The sequence below is a fragment of the Streptomyces sp. NPDC018019 genome (assembly GCF_044327805.1).
In the GTDB taxonomy this organism is placed as follows: Bacteria; Actinomycetota; Actinomycetes; order Streptomycetales; family Streptomycetaceae; genus Streptomyces.
Genome location: NZ_JBIRGD010000002.1, coordinates 380,018 through 397,754, shown reverse-complemented (window position 1 = coordinate 397,754; position 17,737 = coordinate 380,018). Strand labels below are relative to the sequence as shown.

Sequence of the window (17,737 nt, the reverse complement as noted above, 5' to 3'; positions counted from 1 at the left end):
GGCCGGCGGCTCGCCTCGTGCGGGCCGCGCGCCGTCACCGCCCGCCGTCCGGCCAGCTCCACTCCTCGACCTCCGGCAGGTCCGTGCCGTGTTCGCGGATCCAGCCGTGGTGGCGCTGCCGTACGTCCGCCATCGCCTGCCGCACCCCGGCGGCCCGCACGGCCAGCCCCGGCACCCGGTCGATGACGTCCATCACCAGCCGGTAGCGGTCCAGGTCGTTGCTGAGCACCATGTCGAACGGCGTGGTGGTGGTGCCCATCTCCTTGTAGCCGCGTACGTGCAGGTGGGGGTGGACGGCCCGGCGGTAGGTGAGCCGGTGCACCAGCCACGGGTAGCCGTGGTACGCGAACACCACCGGCACGTCGTGCGGGAGCAGGGCCTCGAACTCCCGCTCCGTCAGCCCGTGCGGGTGCTCCTCATGGGGCTGCAACCGGGTCATGTCGACGACGTTGACGAACCGTACGGACAGGTCCGGCAGGTGGGCGCGGAGCAGCGAGGCGGCGGCCAGGGCCTCCTGCGTCGGTACGTCACCGGCGCAGGCGAGCACCACGTCGGGGCGGGTGCCGGGCCGCTCGGTGCCCGCCCACTCCCAGATGCCCGCGCCGCGCGCGCAGTGCGCCCGCGCCTGCTCGATGTCCAGCCAGTCGAAGCACGGCTGCTTGCCGGCGACGACCACGTTGACCACGTCCCGGGTGCGCAGCACGTGGTCGGCCACGCAGAGCAGGCTGTTGGTGTCCGGTGGCAGGTAGACCCGTACCGTGTGCGGGTCCTTGTTGAGGATGTGGTCGACGAAGCCGGGGTCCTGGTGGGAGAAGCCGTTGTGGTCCTGGCGCCAGACGTGCGAGGTCAGCAGGTAGTTCAGGCCCGCCACCGGCGCCCGCCAGGGGATGGCGCGGGCCGACTGGAGCCATTTGACGTGCTGCGAGGCCATGCTCGACACGATGTGCGCGAACGCCTCGTACGACGAGAACAGGCCGTGCCGTCCGGAGAGCACGTACCCCTCCAGCCAGCCCTGGCACAGGTGCTCCGAGAGCACCTCCATGACGCGCCCGTGCCGCCCCAGGTGCTCGTCGGTGGGCTCGGTCCTGGCCTGCCACGTCTTGTCGGTGGCGGTGTACACGTCCTGGAGGCGGTTGGACGCCGTCTCGTCCGGGCCGAACAGCCGGAAGTCGCGGCGGTCCGCGGTCCGCTCCATGAGGTCGCGCAGCATCCCGCCGAGCACCCGGGTCGGTTCGTGCATCCGGGTGCCGGGCTTGTCGACGGGCACCGCGTACTTCTCGGGGTCGGGCAGCGGCAGGGACCGGACGAGACGGCCGCCGTTGGCGTGCGGGGAGGCGCCGAGCCGCCGGTCGCCGTGCGGCACACAGGCCAGCACCCGCTCCACCGGCCGGCCGTCGCCGTCGAACAGCTCCTGTGGCGCGTACGACCGCAGCCAGCCCTCCAGCTGGCGCAGGTGGTCCGGGTTGTCCCGGACGCCGGAGAGCGGGACCTGGTGGGCGCGCCACGTGCCCTCGACGGGGGTGTCGTCCACCGTGTCGGGACCGGTCCAGCCCTTGGGGGTGCGCAGCACGATCATGGGCCAGCGGGGCCGGGCCCGCTCGTCGCCGCTGCGCGCCGCGCGCTGCGCCTCGTGGATGCGGTGCAGCGCGGTGTCCATGGCCGCGGCCATGTCCCGGTGCACCTGCGCGGGGTCCGAGCCGGTGACGTACAGCGGCTCGTGGCCGTATCCGCGCAGCAGCGCGTCCAGCTCGTCCTCGTCCAGCCGGGCGAGGACCGTCGGGTTGGCGATCTTGTAGCCGTTCAGGTGCAGGACCGGCAGCACGGCGCCGTCGTGCCGCGGGTCCAGGAACTTGTTCGCGTGCCAGGAGGCGGCCAGCGGCCCGGTCTCCGCCTCGCCGTCCCCGATCACGCACGCCACCAGCAGGTCCGGGTTGTCCAGCGCGGCGCCGTACGCGTGCGAGAGGGAGTACCCCAGCTCACCGCCCTCGTGGAAGGAGCCCGGCGCGTTGGGAGCGGCGTGGCTGGGCACCCCGCCGGGGAACGAGAACTGCTTGAACAGCCGTGCCATCCCGGCCGCGTCCCGCCCGACGTCCGGATTCAGCTCCCCGTACGTGCCCTCCAGCCAGGCCCCGGCGAACACCGAGGGCCCGCCGTGCCCCGGCCCCCACACGCACACCGCGTCCTGCCCGTGGGTGCTGATGACCCGGTTGAGGTGGGTGTAGACGAGGTTCAGGCCGGGGCAGGTGCCCCAGTGGCCGAGCAGCCGCGGCTTGATGTGCTCGGGCCGCAGGTCCTCGGTGAGCAGCGGGTTGCCGGTCAGGTAGATCTGGCCGGCGGCGAGGTAGTTCAGCGCCCGCCAGTGCGCGTCGAGATCGAGCAGGTCGCTGTCGGTGAGCGGGGTCGGCGACGCCATCGGGGCCCTCCGTCGGAAAAGGTGATCAGGGAGCGCCTCTCCACCGTACGGGCCGTCATGCACCGGCGCCGCGCATATCGGCCGTACCGGTCAGCCGGACCGTTCCGGGCCCGGCGGTTCAGCGGTACGGCCGTTCCGGGGTCCGGTCAGAGCAGCACCGGCGTCAGGTCCGGGTCCTCGAAGCCCGCGTCGTCGAACGGGTAGAGCGGGCGGGCGACCCGGTGGTGCCCCAGGCGCGGCAGATCCTGGTCCACGCCGCCGGGGGTGAGGGCGAGCAGCCAGTCGGCGGCCAGGGCGTGCAGCTCCGGCTCCAGGTAGCCGATCTTCACCACCACGAGGTCGTACGCGGCGGGGTCCAGCGGGCCGAAGTCGGCGCGGGTGTGGAACGGCCTGCGCCGCTCGGTGAGCACCACGGTCACGCCGCCGCGGGTGACGGCGGCGCTGCGGCCGCCTCCGTCGTACGCCGGGTTGCCGCGCGGGGCCCCGGGGGCGGGCGTGGCGGGCTCCTGGAGAGCGGTGACCGTGCCGGTCAGCTTGTACGGCTCGGCGTGCGGGCCGGTGCCCGCGCTGATGTGGCCGCCGACCTCGACCGTCACCCGGGTGCCGACCCCGGCCTCGAAACACGCGGCCACCGCCGCCGGATCGGTGATGCCGGGGTGCAGCGCGGTGACCCGCCCGCTCGCCAGCTCCTCGTTCGCCAGCAGCCGGCCCAGCATGTACGCCAGGTCGCCCGCGCCGCCCGCGGTCGGGTTGTCACCGGAGTCGCTGATCAGGAACGGGCGGGCGGTGGACGCCACGGCGCGCGCTATGCAGGTGTCGGCGTCGCCGGCCGGGCCGGCGAAGACGAAGTCGCGGCGCGCGTCCCAGTACTCCTGCGCGAGCGAGCGGGCCTGCGCCAGCGCCAGGTTCCGGTCGTCGCCGGTCACCACCACCGCGGCCCGGCAGCGCTCCTCGTCGGCCCAGGCGTAGCCCACCCAGATCGCCGCGTCCACGATGCCGTCCAGCGCCTCGACCGACGCGAGCCTGCCGTAGAGGGACTTGGCCGGTTCCAGACGGGTGCTGGTCTTCTCGCCGGGGAGCAGGACCGGCACCTGCACCCAGGCGCGGTACGGGCGGCCCCGGCCGGAGGCCAGCCGCCCGACCAGTTTGCGGGCGGCCCGCTCACGCGTGACCCAGACGTCCTCGTGCGGGGCCAGACGGTGCGCGGTGAGCAGGTCGAGCAGTTCGGCGAAGCGGCGCGAGACGTTGCCGTGCAGGTCCATGGCGGCCGAGATCAGCGCGTCGGGGCCGAGCGCGTCCCGTACGGCCTCGGTGAGGTCCGCCTCGGCGTCGTCCAGCCCGGTGACGCTCATCGCGCCGTGGATGTCGTAGACCAGGCCGTCCAGCGGCCCGGCCGCCCGTATGCGCGTGACCAGCTCGGACTTGATCCGGTCGTAGGTGTCCCGCTCCACGGGCCCGCCCGGTACGGACACCGCGTGCACCAGCGGCACCCACTCCACCCGGTCCGCGAGGTCACTGTCCGGCCGCGTCCAGGTGTAGCGGTCCAGCAGCGCGGCGCCACGGGTGACGCGGAAGTCGTCGTACGTGGAGCGGTGCGGGCAGAACCGGCTCGACTCGATGGCCATGCCGCCGATCGCGATGCGCATGTCGTGGTGCACCTTTCGTGGGGGCGTCTTCCCAGGGGCCTGGGGCCGGGGGTCCTGGGGATGTCTTCGTGGGGAAGTCAGGTCCGTACGACCGGCAGCCCGCCGCCGGCGGCCAGTTCGCGCAGCGCGGCGTACCCGGCGCCGAGCAGGCCCGCGTCCGGGCCGCGGCTCGCGGCGACGATGGTCAGCTCGCTCGTCGCCATCGGCAGACAGCGCTCGTACAGCACGCCGCGGACCGCCGCGACCAGCGGCTCCGCCGCGGAGAGCGCGCCGCCCAGCACCACGGCCTGCGGGTTGAAGAAGTTCACCACGACGCCGAGCACCGCGCCGATGTGCCGGCCGGCCTGCCGTACCAGGGTCGTGGCGTGCGGTTCGCCGTCCTCGACGAGCCGCAGGATGTCGGTGGTGGAGTCCGCCCCGACGCCCCGCTCGCGCAGTGCGGCGGCGATCGCCGCGCCGCTGGCCACGGTCTCCAGGCAGCCGATGTTCCCGCAGGAGCAGGGGCGTTCGGCGGCGGCGTCCACCCGTACGTGGCTGATGTCGCCGGCGCAGCCGCGGGCGCCCCGGTAGAGCCGGCCGTGGCTGATCACGCCGGAGCCGATGCCGCGCCCCGCCTTGACCACGACCAGGTGCCGCAGGCCCGGGTGGGCGGACCGGTGCTCGCCGAGTGCCAGGGCGTTGGCGTCGTTGTCGACCAGCACCGGCAGGCCGAGCCGCTCGGCGAGCCGGGCGCGCAGCTCGTACAGGTGCCAGCCCGGCATCCGGGACGGCGCGACGACCCGGCCGGACGCGGGATCGACGGGCCCGGGGAAGCCGACGCCCACCCCGCACACGGTGCGGCCGGCCGCGCGCTGCCGCTCGGCCAGCGCGGTCAGCCGTCCGGCGAGCAGGCCGACGGCCGGTTCCGGTCCGGCCGTCAGGTCGAAGGCGCACTCGTCGATGTCGTAGCCGGTGCCGGTCAGGCCCACCGCGCCGGTACGGATGTGGTGGCTGCCCAGGTCGGCGGCGAGCGCCACGGTGCCGCCGTCCGGTACGCGCAGCAGCCGCGGACGGCGCCCGCCGCGCGAGGCGCCCTCGCCGGACTCGGTCAGCAGCCCGGCGTCGACCAGTTCCTGGACGCGGGCGGAGACGGTGGAGGCGGCGAGCCCCAGCTCCCGTACGAGGTCGGCGCGCGAGCGGGCGGTGCCGGTCGCGACGAGTTCCAGGACGTGGGCGGCGGAGCCGGGCTCGACGGTGGTCATGCCGGGGTCTCGGCGGCGGTCATGGCGGGCCCTTCGGCTGCGAGCGCCGGAATACGGCGGTGTCTTCCCATGGCGGTGGCTTTCTTCGGGGTGCGAAGAAAGCCGGGATATCAAGTGGCCCTCAGTACACAACAATTGGCGATGTTCTGCCAGCCCCTTGACTTCTTTTCGCGGCCGTCCGTACTTTTCTCGCACTCTTCGACCGGCCGACCTTCCGGAGGCAGCATGGGGCCGCGCAGCACCCGCCGACGTGGGCCCGTCCGCGCCCTGCTCGGCGCGGTGGCCGCGCTGCTCCTCGGCGTCGGCACGCTCACCGGATGCGGGCCGAAGGACGGCGCCATCACCGGTCTCGGCGCCACCGGCGGCACCCGCGTCGAGGGCGGTACGGCCACCATGGCCCTGCCGCCCGCCGCCACCCCCAACTGGATCTTCCCGATCGGCGCGGCCGGCTACCTGGCCTCGTACAACAACGCCGTACAGGACCTGCTCTACCCGCCGCTCTACACGGCCGGGAAGAAGGGCGCGGGCCTGACCATGGACAGCCCGCGCAACCTCGCCGGGCAGCCGCGGTACAGCGACGGCAACACCACCGTCACCATCACCCTGAAGAAGGGCTACCGCTGGTCCGACGGCACGCCCGTCACCAGCCGCGACGTGGAGTTCTGGTACGACCTGATCAAGCACGACAAGGAAGAGTGGGCGGGCTATTCGCCGGGCCTGCTGCCCGACAACGTCAAGGCGTTCGAGGTCGTGGACGACCACACCTTCCGGCTGCGCCTGGACCGCGCGTACAACCCGGACTGGTTCACCGGGAACCAGCTGCAGGATTTCACCCCGCTGCCCAAACACGCCTGGGACCCGGACGACGAGAAACCGGAAAAGGTCTTCGCGCGGCTGCTGCGCCACGCCAAACGGCTGTCGGAATTCGCCACCGACCCGCTCTGGAAAACCGTCAGCGGACCCTGGCGCATCGAAAAGTGGACCACCTCCGGGCAGGTGTCGCTGATTCCCAACCGGCAGTACGGCGGCCCCGACAAACCTCATCTCGACCGGGTCGTCCTCAAGCCCTTCACCACCGCCGACTCCGAATTCAACGTGCTGCGCGCCGGCGGCGTGGACTACGGCTACATCCCGCCGTCCGTCATGGCCCAGTCCACGCGCTTCAAGGAGCTGGGCTACCGCATCGACCCGTGGGAAGGCTGGGCGATCACCTACATCGTCCTGAACTTCAACCACCCCACCGCCGGGCCGCTGCTCCGCCAGACCTATCTGCGCCGCGCCCTCCAGCACCTCATCGACCAGCGGGCGATCTCCGACGTCGTCTGGCACGGCAGCGCCGAGCCCACCCGTGGCCCGGTGCCCGCCGGACAGCTGGACCGCGACCCGTTCCCGTACGACCCGGAGAAGGCGCAGGCGCTGCTCGCCGCGCACGGCTGGCAGCGCACCGACGGCCGGCTGCGCTGCGCACGCCCCGGCACCGGAACGGACCAGTGCGGCAAGGACATCCCCGCCGGGCAGCCCCTGCGCCTGGAACTCCTCTCCCAGTCCGGCTCCACCGAGACGTCCAACACGATGCAGGAGATCAAGTCGGCCATGGACAAGGCGGGCATCACCCTGGACATCCGGCAGCAGCCGCTGAACACGGTCCTCGGCACCACCGTCCCCTGCAAGCGGTCGGAACCGGTGTGCTCCGCCTGGCAGCTGGGCTTCTTCGGGACGCAGGGCAGCTGGTACTTCCCGACCGTGGCCAGCGGCGAATCGCTCTTCGCCACCGGCGCGCCCTCCAACATGGGCAACTGGTCCGACCCGAAGACCGACCAGCTGATCAAGAGGACCGAGTTCTCCGCCGACCCGACCGCACTGCGCGACTACGCCCGCTACACGGCGGACCAGGTGCCCGTCCTGTGGACGCCCAACCCGGCCTACCAGGTCTCCGTCATCCGCAACGACCTGCGCGGCATCGACCAGAACCCCACCCTCAGCCTCGCGCCGCAGGACTGGTACTACGTCAGGAAGGGCGGTACCGGCCGGTGATCCGCTTCCTGGCCAAGCGCGTCGCGCAGGCCGTCGTCGTCCTGCTGCTGGTCTCCGTCATCGTCTTCGTCCTGCTGCACCTGCTCCCCGGCGGCCCGGCCCGCGCCATCCTCGGCGTCAAGGCCACCCCGGAGGCCATCGCCCACTTCGACCACCAGCAGGGGTACGACCGTCCGCTGCCGCAGCAGTACGTGATGTACCTCGGGCGGCTGCTCACCGGCGACCTCGGCGAGTCCTACAAGCTCAACCAGACCGTCGCCTCCCTGCTCGGCGAGCGCCTCCCGAAGACCGCGCTGCTGGCGGGCCTGTCGATCGCGTTCGCCGCCGTACTGGCCGTCCCGCTCGGCATCCTCCAGGCCGTACGCCGCGGCAGGGCCGCCGACTACCTGCTCACCGGCGCCGCCTTCCTCGCCTACGCCACCCCGGTCTTCTTCCTCGGCCTGGTCCTGGTCCTCGTCCTCAGCCAGCAGCTCCCGATCTTCCCGGCCGAGGCACCGCAGGCCGACACCGTCGGCGGTCTGCTCGCCGACGCCCCGGCGCTGGTCCTGCCCGTGGTGACCACCGCGCTCGGCATCATCGCCGCGTTCAGCCGCTACATGCGCTCGGCCGTACTGGACAACCTCGACGAGGACTACGTACGCACCGCGCGCGCCAAAGGGCAGTCGGGCGCCCGCATCATGGCCCGGCACGTGCTGCGCAACGCGCTGATCCCGCTCGCCACCCTCCTCGGGCTCTACCTCCCCACCCTCTTCAGCGGCACCCTCGTCGTCGAGTCGATGTTCAACTACCCGGGCATGGGGCTGCTGTTCTGGAACGCCGCCCAGGGCTCGGACTTCCCCGTCCTGCTCGGCGTCACCCTGGTCGTCGGCGTGGCCACCGTGCTCGGCTCACTGATCACCGACATCGCCTATGCCGTACTCGACCCCCGCATCAGGAGCGTGTCGTGACCGCACCCTTCATGGCCACGCCCAGCGGGCCCGCGCCGGCTGTGGTCCCCGGCGCGCCCGGCCCGGCGCCCGCCGCCCCCGGACCGCTGCGCCGCGCCCTCGCCGTCTTCACCCGCGACCGACTCGCCCTCACCGGCGCCCTCGTCCTGCTCGGCCTGCTGGCCCTGTGCTACCTCGGCCCGCTGCTGCACCCCACCGACCAGATCCACACCGACCTGTCGCAGGCGAGCCTGCCGCCCGGCAGCCCCGGCCACCTCATCGGCACCACCGACCTCGGCTACGACATGCTCGGCCGGCTGATGCACGGCGGCCGGACCTCCCTCGAAGTCGGCCTCGCCGCCGGACTGCTGGCCACCCTCTTCGGCACCGTCTACGGCGCGGTCGCGGGCTACTTCGGCGGCTGGGCGGACGCGGTCATGATGCGCGTCACCGACGCGGCGCTCGCCATCCCCGCGCTGTTCCTGCTGGTCGTGGTCGCCGCCATCATCACGCCCAGCAAGCCCGTGCTCATCCTGATCATCGCCTCGGTGGCCTGGCTGTCCCCGGCCCGCCTCATCCGCGGCGAGGCGCTCGCCCTGCGCAGCCGCGACTACGTGCACGCCATGCGCCTGATGGGCGGCGGCGGGGCGCGGGCGGTGTTCCGGCACATCCTGCCGGGCGCCGCCGGCACCGTCATCGTCAACGCCACCTTCCAGGTCGCCGACGCCATCCTCTACGTCGCCTACCTCTCCTTCCTGGGCCTGTCCATCCCGCCGCCGGCCGCCGACTGGGGCTCCATGCTCTCCGCCGGCATCACCTACACCCAGGTCGGCCACTGGTGGCTGATCTTCCCGCCGGGCCTCGCCATCGTCCTCGTCGTCGCCGCGTTCAACTTCATCGGGGACGGCCTGCGGGACGCCTTCGACGTGCGCCTCCGGAAGAGCTGAGGAAGGGCCCATGACCGCCGACCCCCTGTCCGCCGCCACCCGCCCGGCGTCCGGTGCCGCCGCGCCGCTGCTGGCCGTCGAGGACCTGCACGTCGAGATCACCGGCCGCGACCGCACGGTGCACGCCCTGGACGGCGTCGGTTTCGACCTCGCCCCCGGCGAAGCCCTCGGCATCGTGGGCGAGTCCGGATGCGGCAAGACCATGACGGCGCTGTCCGTCCTGGGCCTGCTGCCCCGAGGCGGCCGGATCACCGGGGGCCGCATCCTCTACCGGGGCGGCGGTCCCGGCACGGACGGCACGGTGGACCTGGCCGCCGCCCCCGAACCGGTCCTGCGGGACGTCCGCGGCAACACCATCGGCATGGTCTTCCAGGACCCGCTGACCTCCCTCAACCCCACCATGACCATCGGCGCCCAGGTCGCCGAACCACTGCTGCTGCACCGGGAGATCACCCGGCGGCAGGCCTGGGAGAAGGCCGAGGAGACCCTGCGGCTGGTCGGCATGCCGCAGCCCGCCGAGCGGATGAAGAACTACCCGCACCAGCTCAGCGGCGGTATGCGGCAGCGCGTCGCCATCGCCACGGCCCTGGTGTGCGAGCCCGCGCTGCTGATCGCCGACGAGCCGACCACCGCCCTCGACGTCACCACCCAGCACCAGATCCTGGAGCTCATCGACGACCTGCGGGCCCGCCTCGGCATGGCGATGATCCTGGTCACCCACGACCTCGGCGTCATCGCCAAGCGGGTGGACCGGGTCGCGGTGATGTACGGCGGCCGGATCGCCGAACGCGCCGGGGTCCGCGGCCTCTTCGCCGCGCCACGGCACCGGTACACGGAAGCCCTGTTCGCCGCCCTCCCCGAACGCGCCGCGGGCGAACGGACCACCCTCGCCACGATCCCGGGCCTGCCGCCCGCGCTCCTCACCCGCCCCGCCGGCTGCCGCTTCGCGCCGCGCTGCTCCCACGCCACCGCCGAGTGCCGTACGGCGGAACCCGGCCTGGCGGGCGACGCGGACCACGCCTACGCGTGCTTCCACCCGGCCGGCGAGCGGCCCGACGCGGGGTCCGGACCGGGTGGCCGGGCCGTCGTCGAAGCCGTACCGGACGGCCGGACCACCGAGCCCGCCGACCGTGCCGTCCTCCTTGACCTCGACGGCGTCACCAAGCGGTACGCCCTGCACGCCGGGCCCTTCGCCCGCCGCAAGGGCGCCAGGGAGGTCGGCGCCGTCGCCGGGGTGAGCCTCACCGTCACCCGCGGCGAGACCTTCGGCATCGTGGGCGAGTCCGGCTGCGGCAAGTCCACCCTCGGGCGGCTGGTCGTCGGCCTGGAGCCGCCGTCGGACGGCGCGATCCGCTTCGCGGGCCGGGACATCGCCACCCTGAACCGCCGGGAACTGCGCGCCCACCGCCGCGACGTACAGCTGATGTTCCAGGACTCCTACGCGTCCATGGACCCCCGGATGCGGGTGGGAACGATCCTGCGCGAGCCGCTGGTCATCCAGGGCATCGGCGACCGGGCCGGGCAGCTGCGGCGGGTCGCCGCACTCCTCGACGACGTGGGCCTGCCGCGCGGTGCGGCGGACCGCTATCCGCACGAATTCTCCGGCGGCCAGCGCCAGCGCCTCGGACTGGCCCGCGCGCTCGCCCTCTCGCCGGCCCTCGTCGTCGCCGACGAACCGGTCTCCGCGCTCGACGTCTCCGTACAGGCGCAGATCCTCAACCTCATGCGCGACCTGCAACGCGACCGCGGGCTGACATACCTGTTCATCTCGCACGACCTGGCCGTGGTCCGGCACCTCGCGGACACCGTCGGCGTCATGTACCTGGGAAAACTGGTGGAGACCGGCCCGGCCCGGGACGTCTTCGAACGCCCCCTGCACCCCTACACCCGCGGTCTCCTCGACACCGTCAACGCGCCCGACCCGACGGCCCCCGCGCCGGGCGCCCCTCTCACCGGCGAAACGCCCTCCGCCGCCGCCCCGCCCTCCGGCTGCCGCTTCCGCACCCGCTGCCCGGCGGCCCGCGCGCGCTGCGCGGAGAGCGAGCCCGGCCCCACCGAGCCGGCCGGGCCGGGACACCGTGTCGCCTGCCACTTCCCCCTCGTGGCGACGCCCGGCCCGGTCAGTAGCGGGTGATCGCCGTGGGACCGGAGTCCGTGCCGATCGCCATGTGCGGGCGCGCGCCGGGCTTCACCCAGGACACGATGCGCGCCATCGCACGGGCCGGTACGGACACGCAGCCCGCCGTCGCCCCCCGGCCGTTGACGTGCAGGAAGATGCCCGCGCCACGGCCGCGCACCGGACGGTGGTAGTTGAAGCCGATGACCAGGGCCCGGCTGTACTGCGTCGGATAGCCGGCCAGCCGCTCGGCCTCCCGCGCCGCGCAGTCCCGCGGCCGGGGGTCCACCCACCGGTTGTAGGCGGTGGAGGCGTTGTCCTGGCACCACCAGGACGTGGCGCGCACCGGGCGGTAGGGGACGGTCGTGCCGGGCGGCGCCTCCGCGAGGCCGAAGGCGAACGGCAGGTCGTACAGGCCGGTGGGGGTGGTCGAGGTGCCCTGCTCGCGGGTCCGGCCCTCGGCCAGCCCGTTCGCCCCGAAGCGCGCGGGCGCCGTACCGACCCGGTGCCAGCGGTGGCCGTACCGCTGCCACCAGCTGACCGTGCCGGTCGTGGCGCGCAGGTCCGGGGCGCGGGCCGTGATCAGCTGACGGCCGCCGCCGGTGTCGGCCATCCGGGCGGGCAGCGGACGGCCGGCCGCTGCGGCGGTGGCCGGGGCGCCGGGGGAGCGGGGTACGGCCGGGGCGGCGGCGGGCACGGCCAGGGCGAGCGCGGCCGCGCAGGCCATGGTCGTCAGGGTCCTCGCGGAGGTCATGGACGCAATGTAGGGCTCACGGGCGCGGGCGGCGGCGAACGAACCGGACGACACGGAACGTGCACCGCGGGCCTGCGCAGCGGGTCACGGGCGCTGGGGCGGGGCATCCGGTCCCGGCTCGCCGTAGGCGGTCGGGCTCGCCCGTACGGTGGCCGTGGCTCGCCCGGGGGTGGTCCCGGGCTGCCGGGCCGTGATCGCAGGGCGGTGTGGGGGGCCGCGGACCGGCGCGGTGGCCGCGGGGCGGCGCGGTGGTCGCAGGCTCGGGGCGAGGGCCGCGGATCGGCGCGGTGGTCGCCGCCCGGCGCGCAATCCACCGTGCGCCGGGGCGATAGACCGGCGAAACCCGGGTACCGGGGCCGGAGAACCACGTGACGTCCGACCCAGGAGGTCTGCTGTGGAGCGGCAACCGACACCACACCGTACGAGCGAGCCGGAACAGGAGCGGGACCCCGTACCACCGGCACCCACCCCGCCCCCGGGGCCCGGCGGACCCGAGCCGGGACCGGGGCCGGGCCCCGCGCCCGGACCCACGCCGGGGCCGCCGACGCCCGGGCCGCCCGACCCCACGCCCCCGCCCCCCGCACCGCAGCCGCCGACGCCGTCCCCCGACCCGGTACCGCGCCCGCCGGGGCCCGACCCGGTACCGGACCCGTCACCGGCTCCCGGACCGCTCACGTAGCGCGCGGGCGGGCCCGGTCACGCAGCCGCGTGCGGACCCGCCCGGCCCCGCTTCCCCTTCCGCCCACCCCGACCCCACGGGAGGTGCACCCATGGCCATCGCCACGGTCAACCCGGCCACCGGCGAGACGCTCCGGACCTTCGACGCGCTCGATGCGGACGGCATCGAGGACCGGCTCGCCCGTGCCGCGCAGGCGTTCCGCAGCTACCGGACGACCACCTTCGCCGAACGCGGCGAACTGCTGCGCAACGCCGCCGGCCTGCTGGAGGCGGGCCAGGACGGCATCGCCCGCACCATGACCACCGAGATGGGCAAGCCGCTGGCGGCGGCCCGCGCGGAGGTCGCCAAGTGCGCCAAGGCGATGCGCTGGTACGCCGCGCACGCCGCGGAACTCCTCGCCGACGAGGAACCCGACCCCGGCGACGTCAAGGACGCGGGCGCCGCGCGCGCCTACGTGCGCTACCGGCCGCTGGGCACCGTCCTCGCCGTCATGCCGTGGAACTTCCCCCTCTGGCAGGTCATCCGCTTCGCCGCGCCCGCGCTGATGGCGGGCAACACCTGTCTGCTCAAGCACGCCTCGAACGTGCCGCAGACCGCGCTGTACGTGGAGGACCTGCTGCGCCGGGCGGGCTTCCCCGAAGGCTGTTTCCAGACCCTGCTGGTCGGCTCCGGCGAGATCGAGAAGATCCTGCGCGACCGCCGGGTCGCCGCCGCGACGCTCACCGGCAGCGAACCGGCCGGCCGCTCGGTCGCCTCCGTCGCCGGCGACGAGATCAAGAAAACGGTGCTGGAACTGGGCGGCAGCGACCCGTACATCGTGCTGCCGTCCGCCGACCTCGACGCGGCCGTCCGCACCGCGGTCACCGCGCGCGTGCAGAACAACGGTCAGTCCTGCATCGCCGCCAAGCGGTTCATCGTGCACACCGACGTCTACGACGAGTTCGCGGTGCGCTTCACCGAGCGGATGGCCGCCCTGACCGTCGGCGACCCGATGGAGGAGACGACCGATGTCGGCCCGCTGTCGAGCGAGCAGGGCCGCTCCGACCTGGAGGAACTGGTGGACGACGCGGTCCGGCGGGGCGCGGCGGCGCTGTGCGGCGGCAAACGCCCGGAGAAGCCGGCCGCCGGCTGGTTCTACGAGCCGACGGTACTGGCCGGGATCACACCGCAGATGCGCATCCACCGGGAGGAGGCGTTCGGCCCGGTCGCGACGCTGTACCGCGTCAACGACCTGGACGAGGCGATCGGCACCGCCAACGACACCCCGTTCGGCCTCAGCTCCAACGCGTGGACCCGCGACGAGGCCGAACAGGACCGCCTCGTCCGCGACCTCGAAGCCGGCGGCGTCTTCTTCAACGGCATGACCGCCTCCCACCCCGCCCTCCCCTTCGGCGGCATCAAACGCTCCGGCTACGGCCGCGAACTGGCGGGCCACGGCATCCGCGAATTCTGCAACGCGACCACGGTGTGGCACGGGGTGTGAGGCGTCTGCCGGTCCTCCGGTACTTGCGCTGTCGTACCGTTCCCCGGCCTCACGCGCCGTGGCCGGCGACGGTGGGACCGGCTGCGCGGCTGCCGCAGCGCAGGCCGGTCTCGTCCACGGCCGTGCGCGTCACAGCCACCCGCGCTGGCCGGCCTTGAGCCCGGCGGCGAAACGGCTGGTCACATTCAGGCGTTCCATAAGGGAGGCCATCTGACGGCGTACGGTACGCAGGGACACCCCGAGCCGTCTGCCGGCCGCCTCGTCGGTCAGACCGGATGCGAGGAGCTTGAGCAGTTCCTTTTCTCCGGAAGTGATCCCGTCCTCGTCCGCCCGTCTCCTTCGGGAGTACTCAAGGGGCACAGCGGAGTCCCAGGTCAGTTCGAAGAGGGCGACGAGGGAGGCGACGATGCCGGGGGCCGTGGTGCACAGGGCTCCCTGACGGGACTGCGCCGGATCCATCGGGACCACGGCGGTGGTGCGATCGAAGATCAGCAACCGGGGCGGCAGCACGGCGCTGGTGCGCACCTCACCGCCCCGCGTCACGGTCCACTGCGCGTAGGCGAAGGTTGCCGCATCGTTTCTGGCGGCGTCCTGGTAGAGGGCCCGCATCCGGATGTCGCGGGCCAGCGCGTCTTCGTCCAGTGGCCGTGAGGCGTCGAGGCTGGCCGGGGACTGGGCGCCGCCCGGCATGATCGAAAGGCACTCGTGCCTCAGTTCCCGGCTGAGGATCTCCAGACGGGACTGGATGGCGTCGAGTCCGACCAGTCGCTCCGCATGCTGGGATTCCGTGGCCGGGCGCAGGCCGGCGAATTCGGCGACGGCCCGGGCCGCGGCCGCCTTGTTCTGTATCAGCTCCTGCTGCCGGCGGAAGAGGTCGGCTTCCTGACGCCGGAGCAGTTCCTCCAGTCCCGACTCGGGGCTGACGGGCCGCAGCGCTCCGGGGGCATCGCGGGAGGCCCGCAGGAGGTTCAGATCCACGAGACGGTCCAGCCCGTCTCTCACCTGCCTCTCGGGCAGGCCCAGTAGCACGCTGAGCTCGGTGATTCCGCTCGTCGGATTCGCCAGCATCCCCCGGTAGACGGTTTCGGCGTGAGCATCCAGCCCCAGCGCTTCCAGCATTCCTTTTCCCCTCGTCCTGCACCGGAACCGGCAGGTCACGGCCGTCGGTCGGCCGATTTTATGCGATCTCGCTCAGGGGCGCACAAATGTCACCAAGGTGCCTGGCGCTTTAGTGCCAGCGGAAATCTCTTCCGGCAGGGGGGAGGGAGCGGCAGGATCGGACTGACCGGGCAGGAGAGGCGGAACCGTGACGCCGACCGTGCCCCCGGTCGAGGACCGTGAATGCCGGCCCAGTGCACCGGCAAGCCACCCCGTTTTCTGACATCGACTCGTGCATCGGAGCCCTTCATGCTGTGTTCTCTCCGGCCGCTTGCGACCGTCCCGTTCACTGCTCCCGCTGTCTCCGCTCACGGAGTTGCGGGTACGGCGGGTCGTGACGCCGGTCGCATGACCGGCGCCGTCCGCAACGTGATCAGCTGGGATTGATCGTCGGTGCAGGTGTTCCACGTCCGCTTCGAGCGCGGCGACAACGAGCCCGTCTCTGAAGAGGAGGCCGCCCTCGTCCACGATCTGCTGTGGGCGCACGCGGTCCCTTCCGACGGCCTGGAACACATCCGAGCACGGTCCGTCGAGGGCGGACTGGACCTCTTCCTCTTCGTACGGGCCGATGGCGCCCCGTACGGCCTGCGGCACATGCATGTCCTGCTGGCCCGGGCCGAGGAGCCTCTCGCCGCTTACGGTTTCGCCGTTCCCGCTGCCTGAGCCCACTACGTTCCGGCCGGTGTCGCACCGTTCCGATCCAGCCTCCTGACGTGTTGTGGCATCAGTTCCGCAGCTTTCTTTTTTCTTGCAACTTTCGCATTTCTGGAGACACGTATGTCCGTGAGGAAAGCCGCGCTCCGCGGTTCCTCCATGCTTCTCACCACCGCGATCGCATCCGTTGCCCTGGTGACCGGCACCGCGCACGCGGATTCGGTCCAGGCCGGCTACCGCGCGGTGACGTCGACCGGGACGATGGGCCATGGTGCCGCCCCGGGTGGTCAGGTGACCCGGCAGCAGGTGATCGACCGGGCCAGAGTCTGGGCCGACGCCCGTGTCCCGTACAGTTCGAACGGGCTCAATTCGCCTTACAGCTGGTGGCAGGACTCCAAGACGGGAGGCCGCTACCGCCAGGACTGTTCCGGCTACATATCCATGGCCTGGCAGCTTCCGGAGAGCCGCAACACTTGGAGCCTGCGGGATGTGTCGACGCAGATCAGCCGGTCGGAGCTGCAGCCGGGTGACATCCTCAACGACACCAACACCCATGTTGTTCTGTTCGCAGGCTGGAAAGACCGGTCGGCCCAGACCTTCTATTACTACTCGGAGAGCGGTCGGAGTGTTCCGACCCAGCGCTACGTGGGCAACTTCAACGCCTCCATGCTGTCCGGCCACCCGGTCAGCACGTACCGCGCATACCGTTACAAGAAGATCGTCGACGGTCCGGTGAACCCCGAGACCGATCCGGGGGCTCCGTCCGCGTCACCCGCCGTCGCCACCGTGACCGGGCCTTCGGACAGCGCCATTCTGGACGGCCAGGTAGCCATGACCGCCTCGGTCGCGGAGAGCGTCGGTACACCAACGGGCGCGGACTTCTACATCGACGGTGAGCTGGTCGACTCCGTCGCCAGCAAGGGGAACAGTTTCGCCTCCTCACTGGACACCACCGAACTCGGCGATGGCCCGCACAAGCTGACCGTTCGGGCGAAGAACGCCGCCGGACAGGCCGGTCCGGTCTCCGCGGCCGCCGGATTCTTTGTCGCCAACAAGGCCGTGCCCACGACCACCACGGGCGACTTCGACGGCGACGGCAAGGCGGACATAGCGGTCCTGTACAACAACGGCCAGAACAGCTCCGGCAAGAACATCACCACCCTGTACAAGTTCACCAGTACCGGTTCCGGGTTCAAGGCGCCCGAGAAGGTGTGGGACAACGACAACGCCGCCACCGGGAGCTGGAACGCCGACCGCAGCAAGCTGAGCGTCGGCGATTTCAACGGTGACGGCAAGGCGGACATAGCGGTCCTGTACAACAACGGCCAGAACAGCTCCGGCAGCAACATCACCACCCTGTACGAGTTCATCAGTACCGGTTCCGGGTTCAAGGCGCCCGAGAAGGTGTGGGACAACGACGACCGTACGACCGGTAGCTGGAACTGGAAGCGCAGTAAGCCGGTGGCCGGTGACTTCAACGGCGACGGTAAGGCCGACCTCGGCATTCTCTACAACGAGGGCCAGGACGATCAGGGCGGCAACCACACCGCCTTCCACATCCTCTACTCCTACGAGGGAGGAATCCGCGGCCCGAAGCGCGTGTGGGACAACGACGACCGTACGACCGGTAGCTGGAACTGGGAGCGCAGTAAGCCGGTGGCCGGTGACTTCAACGGCGATGGTAAG

12 protein-coding genes are annotated in these 17,737 nt (G+C 72.4%); 7 read left to right on the top strand and 5 right to left on the bottom strand.

Features of this window, described 5'->3' with window-relative positions:
- Window positions 1–34: 34 nt before the first annotated feature.
- The 3 genes from ACH4FX_RS04950 to ACH4FX_RS04940 form a co-directional block, all read right to left on the bottom strand.
- Entirely contained in the window at window positions 35–2,413 is a 2,379-nt protein-coding gene (locus ACH4FX_RS04950; RefSeq protein WP_398475206.1) for a phosphoketolase, read from the bottom strand.
- Window positions 2,414–2,559: 146 nt separating this feature from the next.
- On the bottom strand, window positions 2,560–4,059 hold the full coding sequence (locus tag ACH4FX_RS04945; protein WP_398475204.1) for a M81 family metallopeptidase: 1,500 nt from the start codon (window positions 4,057–4,059) through the stop codon (window positions 2,560–2,562).
- Between the two features lie 77 nt (window positions 4,060–4,136).
- On the bottom strand, window positions 4,137–5,300 hold the full coding sequence (locus ACH4FX_RS04940; protein WP_398475202.1) for an ROK family protein: 1,164 nt from the start codon (window positions 5,298–5,300) through the stop codon (window positions 4,137–4,139).
- Between the two features lie 225 nt (window positions 5,301–5,525).
- On the opposite strand from ACH4FX_RS04940, the gene ACH4FX_RS04935 reads away from it, so the two are divergent.
- The 4 genes from ACH4FX_RS04935 to ACH4FX_RS04920 are packed head-to-tail and all read left to right on the top strand — an operon-like array spanning window position 5,526 to window position 11,341.
- Window positions 5,526–7,334, top strand: coding sequence for a peptide ABC transporter substrate-binding protein (locus tag ACH4FX_RS04935; RefSeq protein ID WP_398475200.1), 1,809 nt, complete (start codon window positions 5,526–5,528; stop codon window positions 7,332–7,334).
- Window positions 7,331–8,281 (top strand): ABC transporter permease, encoded by a 951-nt coding sequence (locus ACH4FX_RS04930; RefSeq protein WP_398475198.1) that lies wholly within the window; start codon window positions 7,331–7,333, stop codon window positions 8,279–8,281. The genes ACH4FX_RS04935 and ACH4FX_RS04930 overlap by 4 nt, the downstream gene beginning before the upstream one ends.
- 11 nt (window positions 8,282–8,292) lie before the next feature.
- Complete coding sequence (locus ACH4FX_RS04925; RefSeq protein ID WP_398475510.1) at window positions 8,293–9,207, top strand: ABC transporter permease; 915 nt, start codon at window positions 8,293–8,295, stop codon at window positions 9,205–9,207.
- A gap of 10 nt (window positions 9,208–9,217) precedes the next feature.
- Entirely contained in the window at window positions 9,218–11,341 is a 2,124-nt protein-coding gene (locus ACH4FX_RS04920; RefSeq protein ID WP_398475197.1) for a dipeptide ABC transporter ATP-binding protein, read from the top strand.
- Here the strand turns inward: ACH4FX_RS04920 and ACH4FX_RS04915 are convergent.
- Complete coding sequence (locus ACH4FX_RS04915; RefSeq protein WP_398475195.1) at window positions 11,328–12,077, bottom strand: L,D-transpeptidase; 750 nt, start codon at window positions 12,075–12,077, stop codon at window positions 11,328–11,330. The two genes, ACH4FX_RS04920 and ACH4FX_RS04915, sit on opposite strands and share 14 nt — an antisense overlap.
- Before the next feature lie 770 nt (window positions 12,078–12,847).
- Here ACH4FX_RS04915 and ACH4FX_RS04910 point away from each other — a divergent pair.
- Complete coding sequence (locus ACH4FX_RS04910; RefSeq protein ID WP_398475193.1) at window positions 12,848–14,239, top strand: NADP-dependent succinic semialdehyde dehydrogenase; 1,392 nt, start codon at window positions 12,848–12,850, stop codon at window positions 14,237–14,239.
- A 129-nt stretch (window positions 14,240–14,368) separates the two neighbouring features.
- Here ACH4FX_RS04910 and ACH4FX_RS04905 read toward each other — a convergent pair whose 3' ends face one another.
- Window positions 14,369–15,358: a LuxR C-terminal-related transcriptional regulator gene (locus ACH4FX_RS04905; RefSeq protein ID WP_398475191.1), complete on the bottom strand. Its 990-nt coding sequence runs from the start codon at window positions 15,356–15,358 to the stop codon at window positions 14,369–14,371.
- 432 nt (window positions 15,359–15,790) lie between these two features.
- Between ACH4FX_RS04905 and ACH4FX_RS04900 the strand changes: the two genes are divergently transcribed.
- A complete protein-coding gene (locus tag ACH4FX_RS04900) occupies window positions 15,791–16,060 on the top strand; it encodes a hypothetical protein (RefSeq protein ID WP_398475189.1) in 270 nt (89 codons plus the stop codon).
- A 114-nt stretch (window positions 16,061–16,174) separates the two neighbouring features.
- Window positions 16,175–17,737: FG-GAP-like repeat-containing protein (locus tag ACH4FX_RS04895; protein WP_398475187.1), on the top strand; the 1,563-nt coding region annotated here is incomplete at its 3' end.